Source organism: Vibrio ouci (assembly GCF_004551525.1).
GTDB lineage: Bacteria > Pseudomonadota > Gammaproteobacteria > Enterobacterales > Vibrionaceae > Vibrio > Vibrio ouci.
This window is the reverse complement of record NZ_SATR01000001.1, coordinates 161,184-179,487: the sequence shown is the minus strand read 5'-3', so window position 1 is coordinate 179,487 and position 18,304 is coordinate 161,184. Positions and strand designations below refer to the sequence as shown.

Below are 18,304 nucleotides of genomic sequence, written 5' to 3'. Positions count from 1 at the left end.
AAGATGGCAGAGTTTGACCGAGCAATTCAAATCTTTATCAACGAGTCCTTAGAGCTAACGGATGACGTTGAGCAATCCTTGCTCAATCACCAACTCCTTACGCACCACTTTTCCGATTGGATCGACGAGTTATTTCGCGCCATACATACCATCAAAGGCAATGCGGGGCTGTTCGGCTTCGATGAAATCACCACATTAGCTCACGCGATGGAATCGGTATTGGATCAAGTCCGCCAACGTACCACATCAGTTGATGAGCCATTGCTGGAAGTCTTAATGGAAGGCAATGATGTTATTCGTCAGCAGGTCATTGCAGTGAGTTCCAGTAGCCCAATGCCAGATGCTGAAGACGTGCTCGCAAAAGTTCTGCCGTACTTAGTTCAAATCGCCACTGACCGAGCCACTATTGAAAGTAATAAGCCGTCTGATAGCAATTCTGATAGGCATGAGGGTATTTGGCACATATCGCTCCGCCCTAATATGACGGTATTTCAAGAAGGGTTAGATCCTATCGGTTTCATTCAATACTTAGGCACCAAAGGTGAGCTAGCCCAAGTAGCCCTTGTGACTGATGCATTGGAAAAGAGTATTAATGCGGAGGAAATGAACGACAGTTTCAAGTCGGAAAACAGTTATTTGGGATACGAAATTCGCTTTAAAGGAGAAAGCTCTGAGGAGCAAATTTTAGATGCGTTTGAGTTTATTGTTAATGACGCCACAATCGAGATTCTACCTCCGAATAGTTCAGCGGAACGTTACTATGAACTGGCGCAGCGCCTACCAGAATCAACAGAGAGCTTGGTTGAAAAGTTTGCTCAGTTAGGTGCAATCGACGCCGAGCAATCTAAGCAGTGGCTCGAAGCCCATCAAATTCCTTCCGGTATTGAAGCTACGTCCTCTTCAATCCCGTCGCCAATTAAGAGTTCAAAAACGTTAAGGGTAGAAGCGGAAAAGCTCGACCAATTGATCGACCTAGTTGGAGAGATGGTAATCATGGGCGCAAGAACCAATTTACTCGCTCATCAAACGGGTAACGAGCCTTTGATTGAGTCGATGGCCTTACTTGAGAGGTTAGTTGAGAACATTCGCGATAGTTCGCTACAGCTTCGGATGGTGCAAATTGGAGATACCTTCAATAAGTTCAAACGCATTGTTCGCGATACTTCGCTTGAATTGGGCAAACAGGTCGAGTTAGTGGTGAGTGGTGCAGATACCGAGCTGGATAAGACCTTTGTTGAGAAACTGAGTGATCCACTTACTCATCTGGTGCGCAATGCGATTGACCACGGAATCGAGTCTACCAGCGAACGGGAAAAAGTCGGCAAACCAAGCTGCGGCACGATACGCCTTAATGCTTACCATGACTCTGGTTCGATTGTAATTGAGGTGGTCGATGACGGTAAAGGTATCGATGAACAAAGAGTGATAGAGCATGCGCGAAAATTGGGGTTAGTCGGGGCAGAAGAGAGCTTAACAAAGCGCGAAATATGGAAATTGGTGTTTGAGCTGGGCTTTTCGACCAGTGATCAAGTGACGGATCTTTCTGGCCGTGGCGTAGGTATGGATGTGGTGAAGCGCAATATTGAACTGCTGAGAGGCAGCATTGAGATTGAGAGTGAAGCGGGGCAAGGTAGCCGCTTTATCATCCGTTTACCGCTGACGCTATCCATTGTTGATGGCTTCATGTTTAAGGTTGGTGGCGGAGACTATGTTATCCCTCTTGATAGTGTTGTCGAGTGTTTGGAGCTCAACGAAGTGATTGAGGCAAACAGCAGTCGAGACAAAAAGTACGTCAATTTACGTGATGAAGTGCTGCCGTTCCTACGCCTCTCAGAATGGTTTGGTCTTGAGTCATCAACACCAATCGAGCAAGAAGCGCTGATTGTTATTCAGTTGGGCTCGTTAAGAGCAGGGTTGGTAGTAGATAGTTTAAGCGGAGAGTTTCAAACCGTGGTTAAACCGTTAGGTCCTTTATTTGAAGGACTAAAAGGGGTCAGTGGGGCAACAATACTCGGTAGTGGTGAAGTGGCCATAATCCTAGATATTTTTGCCTTGATTCAAACCGCATTGAGCCCAACGGAACGAATAAATGCAGAGCGCTTTAACTGATGAGCTGAGCGCAATTTTAAATGTCGCAACAGGCTACGAATAAGTGGTTTTTGTTGCTAGGGAGAGCAGCATGATTGGTAAATTATCGATCAAGAACAAGATAATTGTTGCTATGTGCACAATGGGAATTCTGCTACTTGTAATTGCAATTTCGGTGCAGTTAAAAAATCGAACCATTGAAACTTATGCGATTAGTGTTGGCCAAGAAGAGATTCCTAAAGTTATCTTGTCCTTGAGCATGCTTGATGAGTTAGGGGACATGAACTCGAATGTGCTGGAGTTCATTACCGGCGAAGCAGAAGAGAAAGTCGACTTTTTGGAAAACTACACCGAATTCGTCACCTTCTTTGAAAGCTTAAAACAGCTAGAGTCCATCGATCCCGTTGTGATTCGTCAGATTGACGATCTTTCTCAGCGTTACTATGAAGACATGCTTAACCTAGTGTTCAATAAGTTTGATCCCGGCCTAGAAAGTCGTGCGGTGGATAAATACAACTACCTCATCAATGAGTTCGCTGACCCCTTAGAAGCCAAGCTCGATACGTTAAAAGAAGAAGAGGTGGCAGACGCAGGCCGAACCGGTGATTTTCAAGAAATCCTCAACGACGATTTACCCGGTGTTCGACTTTACCTAGAGCTAATCGATGAAGAAGGCGACATGATGTCTGCACTAAATGCGTATATGCGTGGTGAAGTTGGTGCAGTAAACGCGTTTGAGAAAGAAGCACGAAATTTTGCTCAGTACTTAAGTGAAATCAAGCCATTAGAACGCAAGCCTGAAGAGATAAAAAGCCTAGCCTTTGTCGAACAAATGTACCTTGAGCTCTATAACGGAGGTAAAGATATTTTCGCTACATATAGCCCGAGAGACAAGCTGGTGGCAGCAGAACAAATCGATAAGTTAGAGCATGAAGTGTTCAGCAAACTGGAGAAGATCCTCGATGAGATCAGTATCAGTGCCAACAACCAAAGTACCGAGTCGTTAGAGCAACTTGTCGACCAAGCACGCGAAAGTATCTCGTTAGTGTGGGGTCTATTGGGTGTGGCTGTTTTGCTAGCATTTGTCACCGCAATGTTCTTGATTAAAGGTATTGTATTACCGATTAAAGCGTTGTCAGAAGCCGCTGAAGATCTTCGCTCTGGGGAAGGGGATTTGACGCGACGGATCCCAGACTTTGGCCGCGATGAGATTGGTGAAACGGCGAAAAGCTTTAATGGCTTCCTCGATAAACTGCAAAACATCATGTTAGATATTCAACGTTCAGTTGAAGCCATCGCGCACAGTACCAATGAAGTCTCAACGACATCGCAGATGTTAAGCACGACCTCAAGCCAGCTTGCTTCCAGTGTCGAAGAGACCAGTGCCTCTTTAGATCAAATGAGCTCGTCCATTTCCATGAATACAGAAAACTCAAAGGTAACCAATGGGATTGCAACACAATCCAGCTCGGAAGCGAATGAAGGGGGCAAAGCGGTAAATGATACGGTGAACGCCATGACTGCGATTGCAGAGAAAATTGGCATCATCGAAGACATTGCATACAAGACCAACTTACTGGCATTGAACGCAGCAATTGAGGCCGCAAGGGCAGGTGAGCACGGCAAAGGCTTTGCGGTGGTTGCCGATGAGGTACGTAAGTTAGCAGAGCGAAGTCAGATTGCAGCGCAAGAGATCAGTACATTGGCAGACAGTAGCGTGAAAGTGGCTCAACACGCCGGTGACATGCTTAACCGCATGGTGCCAAATATTCAACAAACCGCCGACCTAGTCCAAGAGATCACCGCAGCGTCTACAGAGCAAAGTACCAGTGTCGCTGAAATCAATCGCACTGTATCTCAGCTTGATGAAATCGCCCAACAAAATGCTTCCGCATCGGAAGAGCTTGCGTCGGCGGCGGTTATGGTCCAAGAGCAAACCAATGAAATTCGCAGTACGGTGAGTTTTTTCAAGTTAGTCAAAGTTGAAGAAGAACGTTTGAGCGTTAGGAGGAAAAAAGCGCGGACACAAGTAGCGCCGACTCAGCAAGAAAGTGGCTATGTTCCTTTTGATGACTAACAAGTGATGCCGAATGATGAAAGAAAAATATCTTGAATTCAAAGTGGCAGGAAAGTACTTCGCTTATCCAATCGAAAAGATACGCGAGATCATGGAGTACCCGCAAATCGAAGCTATTTCCGGCGCACCGTCCCAGTTACTGGGCGTGATGAACCTGCGCGGAAGATTGGTTGTCGTGTTCGATATTGCTGCTTGTTTAGGTGAAGAAGTACGCCCGGTTTCAAGCAAGACTTGCGTGATTGTGACCGAAGTGGTGAGAGATGGCCAAACGTATGTGATTGCAAATAAAGTCGATCTCGTTAGACAGGTGATTGATGTCTCGAAAGCGGATCTAGAGCCTATCCCTGAGCTTGGAGGATACATAGAGTCGCCAATGGTTGGTGGCGTAGCCAAGCTCGAACAGCGTCTGCTTACTATACTTAATGTTGATGAGCTGCTTTCTAACAAGCAATGGTTTTGGGTTTTGGATCAGAATAATCGCTCAGAGGTAAAGCATGAATGAAGCTTTAGATATTGAAGGCTCTCCGGCTTTAGAGGTGCTATTGGTTGAGGTAGCAAGTGAGGTGGTTGCTATCCCCATTGATATGGTTAACGAAGTCATTGAGTACGCGAAGATCACCCAAGTTCCCATGTGTGACAAGGAAGTGTGCGGTGTAATTAATGTGCGAGGCAGTGTTGTTCCTGTCGTTGATGCGGGGATTCGCCTCGGTATCGGTTCACAGCAAAAATACGACAAGTACAGTTGCATCATCTTGTATGAGTCAATCAGCGATAAGCTACAAGAAAGCGTCATGATTGGCTTAGTTGTCTCTCGGGTGCGCTCGATTAAGTCGATTTCTCTAGATCGCGTATTTGAAAAACCCGCATTCGGGGTTCACATCCCTAGCCAATACGTCGCCGATATGGTGGAAGTCGATCAAGATACCATTCCTCTACTGGTTATGTCCGAATTGCTCAACGGCAAGCAAATCAACCAACGCATGCTTAAAAATCAACAAGTGATGTTGTCGCATTGGGAGTCATGAGATGAACTGCGCCCTTAATCGCGAACAATTTCGCTCAATCCAAACTTTAATGGAGCGAAATACCGGTATTCGGTTAGGGGAACATAAACGAATAATGGTTGAGAATCGTTTAGCTTCTAGGCTCAAAGAGACTTGCTGTAATACCTATGATGATTACTTGGCAGTGCTAACGTCGAGTAAGGACGGTATTGAATTACAGCGCTTTATAGATAGGTTGACCACTCATGAAACGCGCTTTTTCCGCGAATCATTCCAGTTTGAACAATTAGCAATGTTACTCGAACAATGGCAGGAAACCTTACCCATAAAAGTGTGGAGTGCTGCATGTTCGACCGGAGAAGAAGTCTACAGTCTCGCCATGGTACTGGAGAAAGTCTTGGGCAATGCGAAATGGTCGGTGTATGGCACTGATATTTCTGAGGCTTCGATACAGCAAGCGATTCTCTGTCAATACGATATCTTGCTTGCAGAGCAAATTCCAACTGACTTGAGGCGAGCCTATTGCTTAAAAGGCGTTGGCGATTATTCAGGTCACTTTACCATTAGCCAATCTCTGCGGCGCTTTTGTCATTTTTCTAAACAAAACGTGCTCAATCCTGATTATGACTTACGTTTTGATATTATATTATTGCGTAACGTACTGATTTATTTCGATGTCTCAAAGCAAAGAAGCATTATTGAAAATGTCATTGCTCGTTTGAATACTGGCGGCTATCTGTTTCTTGGTCACAGCGAAAACATTCTTAAAGGCCACCCTAAGATGATGTTTGTCGAAAACTGTATCTATCGCAAGGTGGCAGAATGAAACCAATTAATGTGTTTATAGTGGATGACTCAGCGGTTATGCGGCAAGTGCTTGGTGAAGTGATTGAACAAGACCCTCAACTTACCGTGTGTGGCGCTGCGCCGGATCCACTGATTGCCCAGCGGAAAATGAATAAGCAGTGGCCAGATGTCATTGTCCTCGACATCGCAATGCCAAAGATGGATGGCATTGCATTTCTACGTCAAATCATGTCGACTCAGCCAACCCCAACCATCATATGTTCCGCTAAGACAGAAGAAAATCCTCAACTCAGTTTAGAGGCTCTCTCATCAGGGGCGATCGAAGTGATCAATAAGCCTCAGCATCAATTAAATGATTATCTTCATTCTCAGCAAGTGCAGTCTATTCTCAATGCGATTAAGCATGCTGCTAAGGTCAAAGTGAAGCAGTTAAAGTATCTTGGCAGCGAAAGCTATCGAACAAAACAGAATGCCGATGCAATACTAGATTACGAACTCTGTGCCAAAGGGTCTGGAGCAATGAAGGTGATTGTCATCGGTGCATCCACTGGTGGCACGGAGGCGGTTCGTCAATTCTTAAGTCAAACCTCATCAAATACCGCCCCCATTGTCGTTGTCCAACATATGCCAGAAAAATTTACCCGTGCATTCGCCAAGCGGCTTGATGATGAAGTGGCTCAACATGTGGTTGAGGCGGAACAAGGGATGCAGCTTCAGACTGGCTGGGTTTATATCGCTCCTGGCTCCATACACACCATGATAAAACGCATAAATGACGGATATTACCTAGAATTAAAAGACGGCCCGTTGGTCTCGCGACATAAGCCTTCGGTGGATGTGTTGTTTCGTTCTGCTGCGCAAGCCGTGGGTGAAGATGCCATTGGCGTGATCTTAACTGGCATGGGAGACGATGGGGCACAGGGGATGCTGGAGTTACATCAGTCTGGCGCAAGCACATTTGCTCAAAATGTAGAGAGCTGCCTTGTATATGGAATGCCAAAAGAGGCGGTCGAAAAAGGTGGTGTGTCTGGTGTTTATGCTTTGGAACTCTTACCTTACCAAGTACGTAAGTCTTTGGAGACGCGATGAAGAATTTGAGTGACCAAATTGAAGCAATGAATATCGCTTATGTCGTCGTAAATAGTGAAATGCAGGTGTTAGAAATTTCTACCCAAGCGTCGGAGCTATTTAGGGTCGACGGCGGGCAATATCTGTTTGGCTCAAATGTTAGCTTTATTGATGAAGAATTCAATTTTATCGATTTACCACAGCAGTTGCGCCGCGCAATAGAAGAGCAAATGGAAATCGAGCTAGAGGTTGGCTTGAGTTATCCCGACAAAAATGTGGAATGGGCCAAGCTATCACTGATTCGCTATAAAGATTTCTACATTATCTCCTTGATAGAACATGGTGAGCTTATTGCTGCGCGTCGTTTGAACCGCCAGCTGTCGACTCAAGACCCTCACACAGGGTTACTATACCGTGAAGCCTTCCTTTCCAAACTCAACCTTCTTGAGCAGAACGGCACCGTCTGCTGCGTAAGGATCTGTAATTATCAGCGCATCAATGAAATTTGGGGAACTGCGGTTGCCAATTTAGTGTTCATGGAAGTGCTCTCACGGGTACTGAGTGAGTTGCCTTCAGCGTTGTGCAGTAAGCATTCGACTGACAGTTTTAATCTGTTTATACCCCCAGAGACGGCATTTGATGTTGAGCGGTTTTATTCGCTCCTCAATGAGCCTTTTCACTTTAACCACCGTCACTTCTTTAGCAACGTTGCGCTTGGTTACTACGTTGAAAAAGAGGGCGATTCACATGAGCTGAGCCTCAACAAAGCTGAAATGGCGATTCTAGACGTGTTAACCGAACGTGTGCGGCTTGCCGAGTTCCAAGAAGAGCTAGCACGGCAAATTGAGCACCAAAACAACCTAGAAACTGAGTTTAGAGCTGCGTTAAACAAAGACAGGTTAGAGGAAGATTTCTATGTGCTTTTCCAACCTGTGCATGAGGCGGATTCACAGCGAGTTGCTGGTGCAGAATGCCTGATACGCTGGACGCTCAATGGGCAATTTGTCTCACCGGTGGAGTTTATTCCCATCGCCGAACGTATCGGTGATATTGGCTTACTGACGCAATTCAACATAGGTCAATTGTCTCGCTTAGTACTCAAGTTGGAACAGAAGGGCATTGATACCCAAACACTGTTATTCGCCTTAAATATTAGTGTGGTCGAAATCCTGGATGTCGAGTTTATTGATAAGCTAATGTCTTCGATCACTAAGCATCAACTGTCACCAAATCAAATTAAGTTAGAGCTAACTGAATCGGCACTGATCGACAACTTTAACTACGTCAATCAAACCTTAGAAAGACTCCAAGGTTACGGATTTAGAATATCGATTGACGATTTTGGTACCGGTTTTTCGAGTTTGAGTTACTTGTGCCGACTAAGCTTTGATGAGATAAAAATTGACCGAGCGTTTGTAACCAATGTCGTTGAGGATACCAAGCTTCAAACGGTGTTTAATTCTGTCGCATTGTTGGCGCAGAATATGATGAAGCCTGTTGTAGCCGAAGGGGTCGAGACGGTTGAGCAGCTTATCTATGCTAAGGCTAAAAAAGTAGAATATATTCAAGGCTTTTACTTTAGTAAGCCACTGCCAGAAGAGGAGTTCATCAACTATCTACTGGAGAGACAGCATACTTGAAACAAAAAATCGCAGCCTGAGCTGCGATTTTTACTGTGTTAACGATGTTTTGGTTTACGTCCTGCTGGCGGCTTGTTATTGCCTTGGCCAGCTGGCTTACCACCACGAGGTGTATTTGGTTGTCCACCTGATTTGCCATTACGGTTACCTTTGCTCTGGCTATTATTGTTACCTTGAGCATTAGGTTTACCGCGACCTTTACCATTACCACGTTGCTCACCATTCATCTTCTCGAATCCCGGTTGACTCTTCGTATGTTTGGTCGCAAAACGTTGTGAACCATGACGGCCTGACTTTCTGCGCTGAGCTGGCGTTTTTGCATCAACGTCTTCAGCAGGAACAAGACAGTTTGGTTTATCACCAATTAAATGCTTCTTACCCATGCTGATTAGAGCTCCGCGGATGATTGCCCAGTTATCAGGATCGTGATAGCGCAGTAACGCTTTATGTAGCCTACGCTGACGCTCACCTTTAGCCACTGGCACCTCTTCACGCTTTTTGTACTTCACGCGTTTAAGCGGGTTAGTTTCCGAGTAGTACATTGACGTCGCATTACACATCGGTGAAGGGTAGAAGTTTTGTACCTGATCACATTCGAAGTTGTTCTTCTTAAGCCACAGTGCCAAGTTGAGCATATCTTCATCTTCGGTACCTGGGTGCGCTGAGATAAAGTAAGGAATTAGGTACTGCTTTTTACCTGCTTCAGCACTGTACTTTTCAAACATTTCTTTGAAACGATCATAGGTGCCCATACCTGGTTTCATCATCAGATCCAGAGGGCCTTTCTCTGTGTGCTCAGGTGCAATTTTAAGGTAGCCACCTACGTGGTGAGTCACAAGCTCGCGTACGTATTCTGGCGATTCAATTGCTAAGTCATAGCGAACACCAGAGGCGATCATTACTTTCTTAACGCCTTCGACTTTACGTGCTTCACGGTAAAGGTCGATGGTATGTTGGTGATCGGTATTGAGTTTATTACAGATACCCGGGAATACACACGATGGGCGACGACAGTTGGCTTCTGCTTTAGGATCGCTACAACCCAAACGGTACATGTTAGCCGTTGGACCACCAAGGTCTGAAATTGTGCCAGTAAAGCCAGGTACCTTATCGCGGATCTCTTCTAACTCGCTCAAGATCGATTCTTTTGAACGGTTTTGAATAATACGACCTTCGTGTTCGGTAATCGAACAGAATGAACAACCACCAAAACAGCCGCGCATGATGTTCACAGACGTTTTGATCATGTCATACGCTGGGATCTTCGCTTTTCCATACATAGGGTGGGGTACACGGGCGTAAGCAAGACCGAACACATAGTCCATCTCTTCAGTCGATAGTGGGATAGGAGCTTGGTTGACCCAAAGCTCACGATCACCGTGACGCTGTATCAATGCACGACCAGAATACGGGTTGGTTTCAAGGTGCATAATACGGCTGGCATGAGCATACAAAATACGGTCGTTATTTAGCTTTTCAAACGGCGGAATTCGTACCGCTGTTGTCGCTGCATCATGGCGTGAAGGACGAATAGTAATTGGTTTCGCTTCCGGCTCTTCTGTTTTAGCCTTTGTGTCACATTGCTCTTCAACCGCATATGGGTTTGGCGGAATAAAGGCTTCTTTGCGCGGCTTTTCGATGCGCGAAGAGTCGATGATGTTATAGCCTTCAGGCTCGGCAGCTAGGTTTACTGCGGTACCACGAATATTGGTTAGAGTAGAAATATCTTCGCCATCAGCTAGACGGTGAGCAACCTCAACCAATGCACGTTCAGCATTACCGAACAGTAGAATGTCCGCTTTTGCATCAAATAGTACAGAGCGACGAACTTTATCAGACCAGTAGTCGTAATGAGCAAGACGACGTAAGCTTGCCTCGATGCCACCTAATACGAGTGGAACACCTTTGTAGGCTTCACGGCAGCGCTGAGAGTAAACAAGAGTCGCGCGATCAGGACGTTTACCACCTTCGTTATTAGGCGTATACGCATCGTCGTGACGAAGTTTGCGATCCGCTGTGTAGCGGTTGATCATCGAGTCCATGTTGCCCGCAGTAATACCAAAGAATAGATTTGGTTTACCAAGCTTCATGAATGCATCTTTATTGCTCCACTCTGGCTGGGCAATAATACCGACGCGAAAGCCTTGAGCTTCAAGCAGTCGGCCAATGATCGCCATACCGAAACTTGGGTGATCAACGTAAGCATCACCAGTAACAATAATAATGTCACAGCTGTCCCATCCTAGGGCATCCATTTCTTTTCGGCTTGTAGGAAGAAATGGCGCAGTGCCGAAGCATTCTGCCCAATATTTTTTGTGCTCATGAATAGGAGTAACGTTGCTGTACATATTTTGCTCTCAGTTTCAAGGAGCGCGAATTATAGCGACTTGGACGGCGACTATCTACCTCAAATATTTGTGATCTAATCGGCAGAAAGTACCCATAATTTACCTATGGAAATAGACGAGAGTTGAAAGTGTTAACCAAATAAAACATTGCTTCCATAAATTTCGCTACATTATGAGTCTGAGTGCTTATTTTGTCTGGGGGTATCGTGCCGAACGCGATCAATCAAATATCGAAGTCTCAAACCGTTCCGGTTCAGTGGGATAAATCTAGTGTTTATGATTGGCAAATTGATATAAAAAGCCAGATATTACAATGCGATGAAGAGCTTAAGGCTTTGTTGTTTGGTGACGAACAACATGAATTAAGTGCGGGGTTGTTGTTTGATTTATTGCCTAAATCGCAGCGTGCACAGATCAAACAAGCTTTTAAGTTGGTTTTAGAAAGCGGTAATTCGCAACGAGTGAGTTGTTGCTTATTAGCCCCAGATATTCTTTTTGCCTATGTTGAGATTAAGATTGAGCGGGTTAGTCCGCATCAACTTTCAGGCACCTTGTCCCCAAGCCTGGTCATCAATGATAAGCACCAATTAACTGAAGTGTTCTACTTTCTGTTCGAAAATCACCATCATGGTATTCTTGTCGCAGATGAGTTGACTAAAATCTTAGTCTGCAATCATCACTACGAAGAGTTAACGGGTTACGCCAATAACGAAATTACCGGACTGAAAACCAGTATCTTCAACGCAGAAAAGCACAGTGATGCCTATTACGACCATTTATGGGGGCAGCTAAAACAACAGGGTCACTGGAGTGGAACCATCCTAACTCGCCGTGCTGATGGTAGTGTTTTTCCTCAGGACCTGACCATTCAGAAGATTCAATCGACCAACCGCGCGCCTTTTTTTATCGGCCTCTCCGCTGATCTATCCGGTAAGTTAGAAAGAATCGACGACATTGAAAGTGGTGGCATCGATTTACTCACTCAATTACCCAATCGAGAAGGCTTCTTAGCGCTGCTCACTCACGCATGTAATGACATTCAAAAGGGGCAAGGTCTAGTCGTTGTTGCGCTGCAGCCAAAGCTGGACTCCACAGCGGAAGTGAAAAGGCAGTTTGCCAGTTATCTAAAAGACAATGCGAATACTCTTTGCTGTGGTTACCTAGGCCACGACTGTTTTGCTCTGTGTTTGCCGTTTGAATTTCAGAGTAATCAGCATGTGGTGGCTCAAATCGGCCGTTCTATTACCAAGTTATTTCATAGTTTTAAGCATGCTCAGTTACCAGTCGCCATGGCTTTAAAGTCAGGAGTTACCGGAGTTTCTGTGTTTCAGGCTGATGCGACCACACCGAGCCAACTTGTTTCTCATGCTTATCAGGCGGTTTTGGAACTGCACTCAGGCCATGAGCGAAGGATTAACTTTTATGATCGCCAGATCCATCAGCAGATTGAGCGCAAGAAACGTATTGAAGAACATGTCATTGCTACATTGAGCAAAGGCAACATCGAAGTCTACTTTCAGCCGATAGTTGACCTGAAGATGCAGCAGGTCGTGAAGTTTGAGGCGTTATGCCGTTTCCCTGACCATGAGGAGTTTGTCGCTTCAACCCAAGAGATGGTCGAGGCCGTTGAAGACCTAGATAAGGTGGTTGAGCTAGACGACCTTGTCTTAGTCAATGCGCTGCAGCAATTTCCAGATTTACAGCAACGTTTCGGTAGTCATGTTTCTTTGTCCGTTAACCGTTCATTGAAAACCACCACAGAGCTGACCGGCATTCTTGAGCGGGCAGCCAAGATCCTCGATGCTCAGGGAACGGAGCCTGAACTTATCACCTTTGAATTTACCGAAAGTGCATACTTTGATAGTGACGAAAAAAACAGGGAGATCTTATCGCTGTTGCGTGGCGCTGGCGTCAAAATCGCAGTTGACGATTTTGGCACGGGTAGCGCGTCATTTCGTTACTTGAAAGAGTGCTACTTCGATACCCTTAAAATTGATCGCACCTTTATTCAAAATATCACGCCTGATTCACGGCAGTACAATATCGTCAAGGCATTGGTACATTTATCCGAGAAGCTCGATTTGGAAGTGATCGCGGAAGGCGTTGAAACCGATCAGGAGCTTGATGCGCTGAGAGATCTTGGCGTCAACTTGATACAGGGTTACTACTTTTCTAAACCGCTTCCTCTGGCTGAATTGCGCACAGACCAAGATTGTTATCGAGTAGCGGAAAAGGAACAGCAGCTACTAGATGATTCTCTCGGTCATATTGTTGAGATTTCGCATCATATTGACCCAGGTGAACCACTTTCATTGATCTACCAGTACTTTAATGAAGGCGAGCATGAATGCTTCCCTGTGGTTGAAACAAAAGAGTGTGTCGGCTTTATCGACCGACCAAGCATCAATTTGCACCTTACTCCCAATATGGGGACGGATTTAGAATCAAACAAAGAAAATGCTTATTGGAATAAGCCGGCAAATAGAATCATGCAGCCTATTGTGACGACTTTGCATTGGCATACACCTCAAGCGGAAATTGCGCAACTTGTGGCAAATGCGACGCCTTTCCCGTGGTGCTTAGTTGATGATAAAGGAGAGTTTAAGGGTTTAGTCAGTCAGAAGTCTGCGTTGAAGTGCTTAGTTAATAATATTTATGTTACTTAGCCACTATTGTTCTAATCTTTAGTAGTAGTTATAGCTAAACTAAAGAGGCGAAAAATGGCCCAAGTGCATGGCTCTAGCACGAGTGCTCCGGCACTGTCGCGGTATTCTCACCATTTGTCTATCGAGTGGCGGTGGGATATTGCTAAGCATCGATTAGACATTGATGAAGAACGCTGCCGACAAGTTCTAAATGCTGATTTGCCTTCACTGACTGGCAATGTGTTAATGCCTTGCATGAGCTATCACGATCAAACCATCCTATTAGAGAAGTTGACCAACCTTAAGCCGAAAACGGGGTTGCAACGTTTTAATTGCTGTTTAAGGTTGGAGAGTGATCAATGCTGCTATGTTGAAATGACCTTTCAAACCGATGATGGAAAGCTGGCATCTGGGCATCTCACCCCCTTATTTTTCTTTCAAGCGACCGCTCTGAGTATCGGAGCCTTATTTGGTCAGTTGTTCAATAATGCCCATCATGGGGTGTTATTAATCGATGCAGAACGCAGCATTATAGTTTGTAACGATAATTTCCTGTCCTTGTCGGGTTACGCTAACTCTGAGTTAAAAGGGCAGCCTTTTGCGTCATTGCAGTCTGATCGGCATAGCGCCAATTTTTATACAAAAATGTGGTGTGAGATTGAGCAGTCAGGTCATTGGTCAGGGGTGATGCTACTTCAAAGCGCCGAAGGTCGAGCCTATCCTCAAGATGTGACAGTTCAACGTATCATGCTTGAAGAGGGCATCTTTTATGTCACAGTTCTGCTCGATCTTTCCAATAATATCTACCGTATTGAAGATGTCGAACATGGCGGGGTCGAGCTACTGACCCAACTGCCTACTCAAACCCAGTTCATTCGTGCAGTTACTTACCGAAGCCAACGCGAAGGAAGTCAAAAGGTGACCATGGTGGTTGCCTTTCAACCTCCGTTTGACCACACAGAGGACTTTGAACTTAAGGCGCTTCTATCTGAACACCTAACCAAAGAACCGCAAGCGGTAGAGGTAGGATATCTAGGCAGTAACCATTTCGTTGCCTGTGTGGAATGCAACAAAGTAAAAGGTCCATCTCAAGTAAGGATGATTCACCAAGCGATACGACGCTTTTTTTCCTCTATCAACCATCATGTCGGCACCCAGATTTACAATGCGATTATGACTGGTCGAATTGGCGTATCAGTGTTAGGTCAAGATACCCATGATCCCAAACTGCTGGTGGCTCACTCTGTTCAAGCAATGTTAGAACACAGCGTAACGAGTCGGGGACAAATTACCTTTTATCACGGCGTACTTCATAAACAAGTATTACGTAGAAAAGAGTTAGAGGAGTGGGCAGAAAAAGCCATCAAAACTAAAGATGTCGAGGTGTACTACCAGCCGATAGTCGATACCAAAAATTGGGACGTTGTGAAGTTTGAAGCATTGAGCCGTTTTAAAGGCCCAAATGGTAAGATGCTCAATACACAAGAGATGGTCAATATTGCCGAAGACCTAGATTTGGTTGCCGATCTAGACTGGTGTGTCGGTCAGCGAGCACTGCAGGACCTTAATCATATCCAAGAACGATTTGGTCAGCACTTAGGTGTGACGATAAATCGCTCCCTCAATACCAAGTTGGATACGGATGAGGTGCTCGCAAGCGCGGATTCGTTGGTCCATAAATACGCCAAACGTCCGGAAACCGTGACCATTGAATTAACCGAAAGTGCCTACTTTGACAGTGAATCTCGTCAGTCCTCTTTGATAAGAAACATTCGTCGTCGAGGGGTGCAGGTCGCGATTGATGATTTTGGCACCGGGTACAGCTCATTTTCTTACTTGAGTGACAGTAATTTTGATGTGATAAAAATTGATAAAGAGTTTGTCACCAACCTCATGGAAGGGACCAACAAATATTATATAGTCAAAATGATTACTCAATTAGCCCATACGCTTAATGTCAAAGTGGTTGCAGAGGGGGTAGAAACTCGAAATGAGCTTGAAGCGGTCTGCTCGTTAGGGGTTGATTACATTCAGGGATATTACTTCTCAAAACCGTTACCGATTCAAGAGCTTGAAAAGGCGTGGGACTATTGTGAAGAGCTTGAGCAGTTCCTCTCTGGCAAAGGCCGTAAATTGAAATCCAACATATTGAGTATTACTCAGGTGCACCTGCCTTGTTTATCGCCCGATGATACGATTGAAAGAGCGCGCTCGTTACTCACCTCAGATCAATATAACTTAGAAGTGATTCCGGTTCTCGACCGCAATGTGTGCGTCGGAGTGGTGGGGCTAGAGGAAGTGAATCTACATCTCTCGCCAACGGCGGGGACCAAGTTTGAAACCCGCAATGACATTGTAAATAGCCGCAAAACCTTAAATCAAGTCATGCGGCGAAATATCCATACTTTGGCGCTTGAAGAAAACAATGATCAAGTGGCTGAAACATTAAAGCAAGGGGTTAGCCCACCGTGGCTTGTGGTCAACTCGGTCGGAGAATATCTCGGCCTTGTGACGCACCAAGATATAATGTCTTACTTCACTGATAGCTAAAATCAACCAGTCTGCTATTATCCGCAGCCAGTAATAATTTTAGTTTGATGACACCATGATCCAGCAGCTACTTGCCGTGTTTGCGCCAATGTTATTGGGCGCTCAACTTCTCTTGACCCTTATTCTTGTTAAAGGTGATATTTGTCCCGGTCAACGAGGCCGTATCCATAAAATGTTGCCTTCTCTAGCGATACTTTGGCTTGCCGTTGCTTCACTGCGAATTGAAGCCATGATGATAGTGTTTGCTCTCGCTTATTTTTATTCTCAAGTGCAAACCAAGAAGACGCGTGACCAAGGTCCTATGTGGGTGATATATCTAGCCAATGGTCTTGCTTTGGCTTATGTCGGAATTGAGATCGGCGCACAAACTTCGATTGCTGCGGGTTTAAGTGTTCTATTCCAAGTGTTTTTGCTTGGCGCTTTACTGGCGCATTTATTACTTACTATCGCGCGTACACGTTTGCAGGCATTTCATCGTATTTTACCTGTCACGGGTGTGGTTGCTGCAATGATGATGTCATTAGCTATCTTGCTTAAAGCCTATGGCCTAGAGAGTGACGTGCTAACGTCTGTGACTCAGCCTCTGTTAACCAGTTTTGCGCTGCTGATTACTGCTATCGTTGCATGGGCTTGGCACTTGCTTGCATCGAAAGAGATCAACAAAGGCCAGCTTGCTATCGCACTGGTATTTTTGCTTCTATCAGCAACGTCAAATCAGGCGTTGTTTGTTCTGTAATCAGTTAAGAGTTTGAAGCTAGTTCACTTCAAGGCGGTGAATTTGCGTCTACTATAAAAAGAGTAGATGTGGAATAGGAGGCCGCCATGGACCTGAGCAATGTGAGCAACTTTGATAGCATCATCTTGTTAGGCATAGTGAATGAAAAGCTGCGTCTAGAGTGTGATAGCTTTGAAGAGCTTGTTTCTATGTATGAAATGGATGTAGAAACGGTGATTGGTAAGCTGGATGTGCTGGGTTATCAATACGATCCATTGACCAATCAGTTCAAATCTTATGAGAGATAGCAAAAAGGAGGCTTAGGCCTCCTTTTTAATTTTCTGCTTAAACAGTTTTGATCCCATCAAGATGACTTTGAGACTGCTGCCTCGCGGTATTAAAGAAAGCCTGCAAATAGCGTTTATCTTTGTCTGCATGACGCGTCGCTGCAAATAGGCGACGCCACAAACCACTACCCAGTGGAATACTACTGATTAAGCCTTGCCTCGAAAATTCACTGATTGCCCAGTTCGGCAAGGCAGCCACACCTAATCCAGCAGAAACCATCTGAATTAACATCAGTGTATTGTCGGCCTGTTTCCATTTAGCGGGTTCAATGCCAACCGGCTGCAAGAAATGCTTCACCACGTCTAAGCGGCTTTTCTGCACAGGGTAGGAGAGCATGGTTTGATCGGCAAGATCTTCAGGTTCGATGCACTCTTTTCCGGCCAATGGGTGCGAGATGGATGTCACCAGACGCATTTCAAAATCAAACAGCGGCTCATAATGCACTTCAGAACGTGGCTGAATGTCCGAAGTGATCACTAGATCCAGTTCGCCTGCCATTAAGGCGGGTAAGGGCTCAAAGCCAAAACCAGATGAAAAGTCGAGCGTCACACTCGGCCAAGCGACTTGGTACTCTTTAAGCGCTGGCATCAACCATTGGAAGCAAGAGTGGCACTCGATCGCCATATGCAGTCGACCGTTCACATCCTCTTTGAGACTCGCTATCTCATTCTCTGCTTTAGCCAATCGCGGCAGTACGTCATCTGCGAGCTTAAGTAAGATCTCTCCTTCCGAAGTAAACTTAACCGGTCTCGTTTTACGCAAAAACAGTTGCCCACCTATTCGAGCTTCCAAATCTTTAATTTGGTGAGAGAGGGCAGATTGAGTCAAGTGCAAGGTCGTCGCCGTTGCCGTGAGCGACCCTGTGTCTCTGAGTGTGGTGAGTGTTCGTAAGTGCTTTAGCTCTATCATGAATTCCCTTCAGCCAGACTGTTTAAGCATGAATATTATTAACCTAACGTGTTTTTGTAGGAGTGTAAACATCTAGACGTCTAAAAATCCAAGAGAGTTTAATTA

13 protein-coding genes are annotated in these 18,304 nt (G+C 45.3%); 11 read left to right on the top strand and 2 right to left on the bottom strand.

Annotation, left to right across the window (positions count from 1 at the left end; translation table 11 throughout):
• The first annotated feature begins 3 nt into the window (after positions 1 to 3).
• From ELS82_RS00765 to ELS82_RS00735, 7 genes are all read left to right on the top strand, one after another.
• A complete protein-coding gene (locus tag ELS82_RS00765) occupies positions 4 to 2,109 on the top strand; it encodes a chemotaxis protein CheA (RefSeq protein ID WP_134833772.1) in 2,106 nt (701 codons plus the stop codon).
• A gap of 70 nt (positions 2,110 to 2,179) precedes the next feature.
• Complete coding sequence (locus tag ELS82_RS00760; RefSeq protein WP_244230735.1) at positions 2,180 to 4,165, top strand: methyl-accepting chemotaxis protein; 1,986 nt, start codon at positions 2,180 to 2,182, stop codon at positions 4,163 to 4,165.
• Between the two features lie 13 nt (positions 4,166 to 4,178).
• Positions 4,179 to 4,667, top strand: a complete 489-nt coding sequence (locus ELS82_RS00755) for a chemotaxis protein CheW (protein ID WP_244230734.1) — start codon at positions 4,179 to 4,181, stop codon at positions 4,665 to 4,667.
• Positions 4,660 to 5,190, top strand: a complete 531-nt coding sequence (locus tag ELS82_RS00750) for a chemotaxis protein CheW (RefSeq protein WP_134833771.1) — start codon at positions 4,660 to 4,662, stop codon at positions 5,188 to 5,190. Before ELS82_RS00755 ends, ELS82_RS00750 begins: the two co-directional genes overlap by 8 nt.
• 1 nt (position 5,191) lies before the next feature.
• Positions 5,192 to 5,995 carry a CheR family methyltransferase gene (locus tag ELS82_RS00745; RefSeq protein ID WP_134833770.1) on the top strand — a complete coding sequence of 268 codons (804 nt, stop codon included), beginning with the start codon at positions 5,192 to 5,194 and terminating at the stop codon, positions 5,993 to 5,995.
• Positions 5,992 to 7,065, top strand: a complete 1,074-nt coding sequence (locus ELS82_RS00740; RefSeq protein ID WP_134833769.1) for a protein-glutamate methylesterase/protein-glutamine glutaminase — start codon at positions 5,992 to 5,994, stop codon at positions 7,063 to 7,065. The genes ELS82_RS00745 and ELS82_RS00740 overlap by 4 nt, the downstream gene beginning before the upstream one ends.
• Positions 7,062 to 8,684, top strand: a complete 1,623-nt coding sequence (locus tag ELS82_RS00735) for a bifunctional diguanylate cyclase/phosphodiesterase (protein WP_134833768.1) — start codon at positions 7,062 to 7,064, stop codon at positions 8,682 to 8,684. The genes ELS82_RS00740 and ELS82_RS00735 overlap by 4 nt, the downstream gene beginning before the upstream one ends.
• A gap of 38 nt (positions 8,685 to 8,722) precedes the next feature.
• Here the strand turns inward: ELS82_RS00735 and ELS82_RS00730 are convergent, their stop codons facing one another.
• Positions 8,723 to 11,032 carry a YgiQ family radical SAM protein gene (locus ELS82_RS00730; RefSeq protein ID WP_134833767.1) on the bottom strand — a complete coding sequence of 770 codons (2,310 nt, stop codon included), beginning with the start codon at positions 11,030 to 11,032 and terminating at the stop codon, positions 8,723 to 8,725.
• A gap of 182 nt (positions 11,033 to 11,214) precedes the next feature.
• Here ELS82_RS00730 and ELS82_RS00725 point away from each other — a divergent pair, with 182 nt between their 5' ends.
• The 4 genes from ELS82_RS00725 to ELS82_RS00710 all read left to right on the top strand — a co-directional run bounded on the left by ELS82_RS00725 (position 11,215) and on the right by ELS82_RS00710 (position 17,250).
• Positions 11,215 to 13,698, top strand: a complete 2,484-nt coding sequence (locus ELS82_RS00725) for an EAL domain-containing protein (RefSeq protein ID WP_134833766.1) — start codon at positions 11,215 to 11,217, stop codon at positions 13,696 to 13,698.
• Between the two features lie 54 nt (positions 13,699 to 13,752).
• Positions 13,753 to 16,227: an EAL domain-containing protein gene (locus ELS82_RS00720; RefSeq protein WP_134833765.1), complete on the top strand. Its 2,475-nt coding sequence runs from the start codon at positions 13,753 to 13,755 to the stop codon at positions 16,225 to 16,227.
• A gap of 55 nt (positions 16,228 to 16,282) precedes the next feature.
• Complete coding sequence (locus ELS82_RS00715) at positions 16,283 to 16,963, top strand: HI_1241 family integral membrane domain (protein ID WP_134833764.1); 681 nt, start codon at positions 16,283 to 16,285, stop codon at positions 16,961 to 16,963.
• 86 nt (positions 16,964 to 17,049) lie between these two features.
• Entirely contained in the window at positions 17,050 to 17,250 is a 201-nt protein-coding gene (locus tag ELS82_RS00710) for a DUF4250 domain-containing protein (protein WP_134833763.1), read from the top strand.
• Positions 17,251 to 17,287: 37 nt separating this feature from the next.
• Here ELS82_RS00710 and metR read toward each other — a convergent pair whose 3' ends face one another.
• On the bottom strand, positions 17,288 to 18,199 hold the full coding sequence (gene metR / locus ELS82_RS00705) for an HTH-type transcriptional regulator MetR (RefSeq protein WP_134833762.1): 912 nt from the start codon (positions 18,197 to 18,199) through the stop codon (positions 17,288 to 17,290).
• Positions 18,200 to 18,304 lie beyond the last annotated feature (105 nt).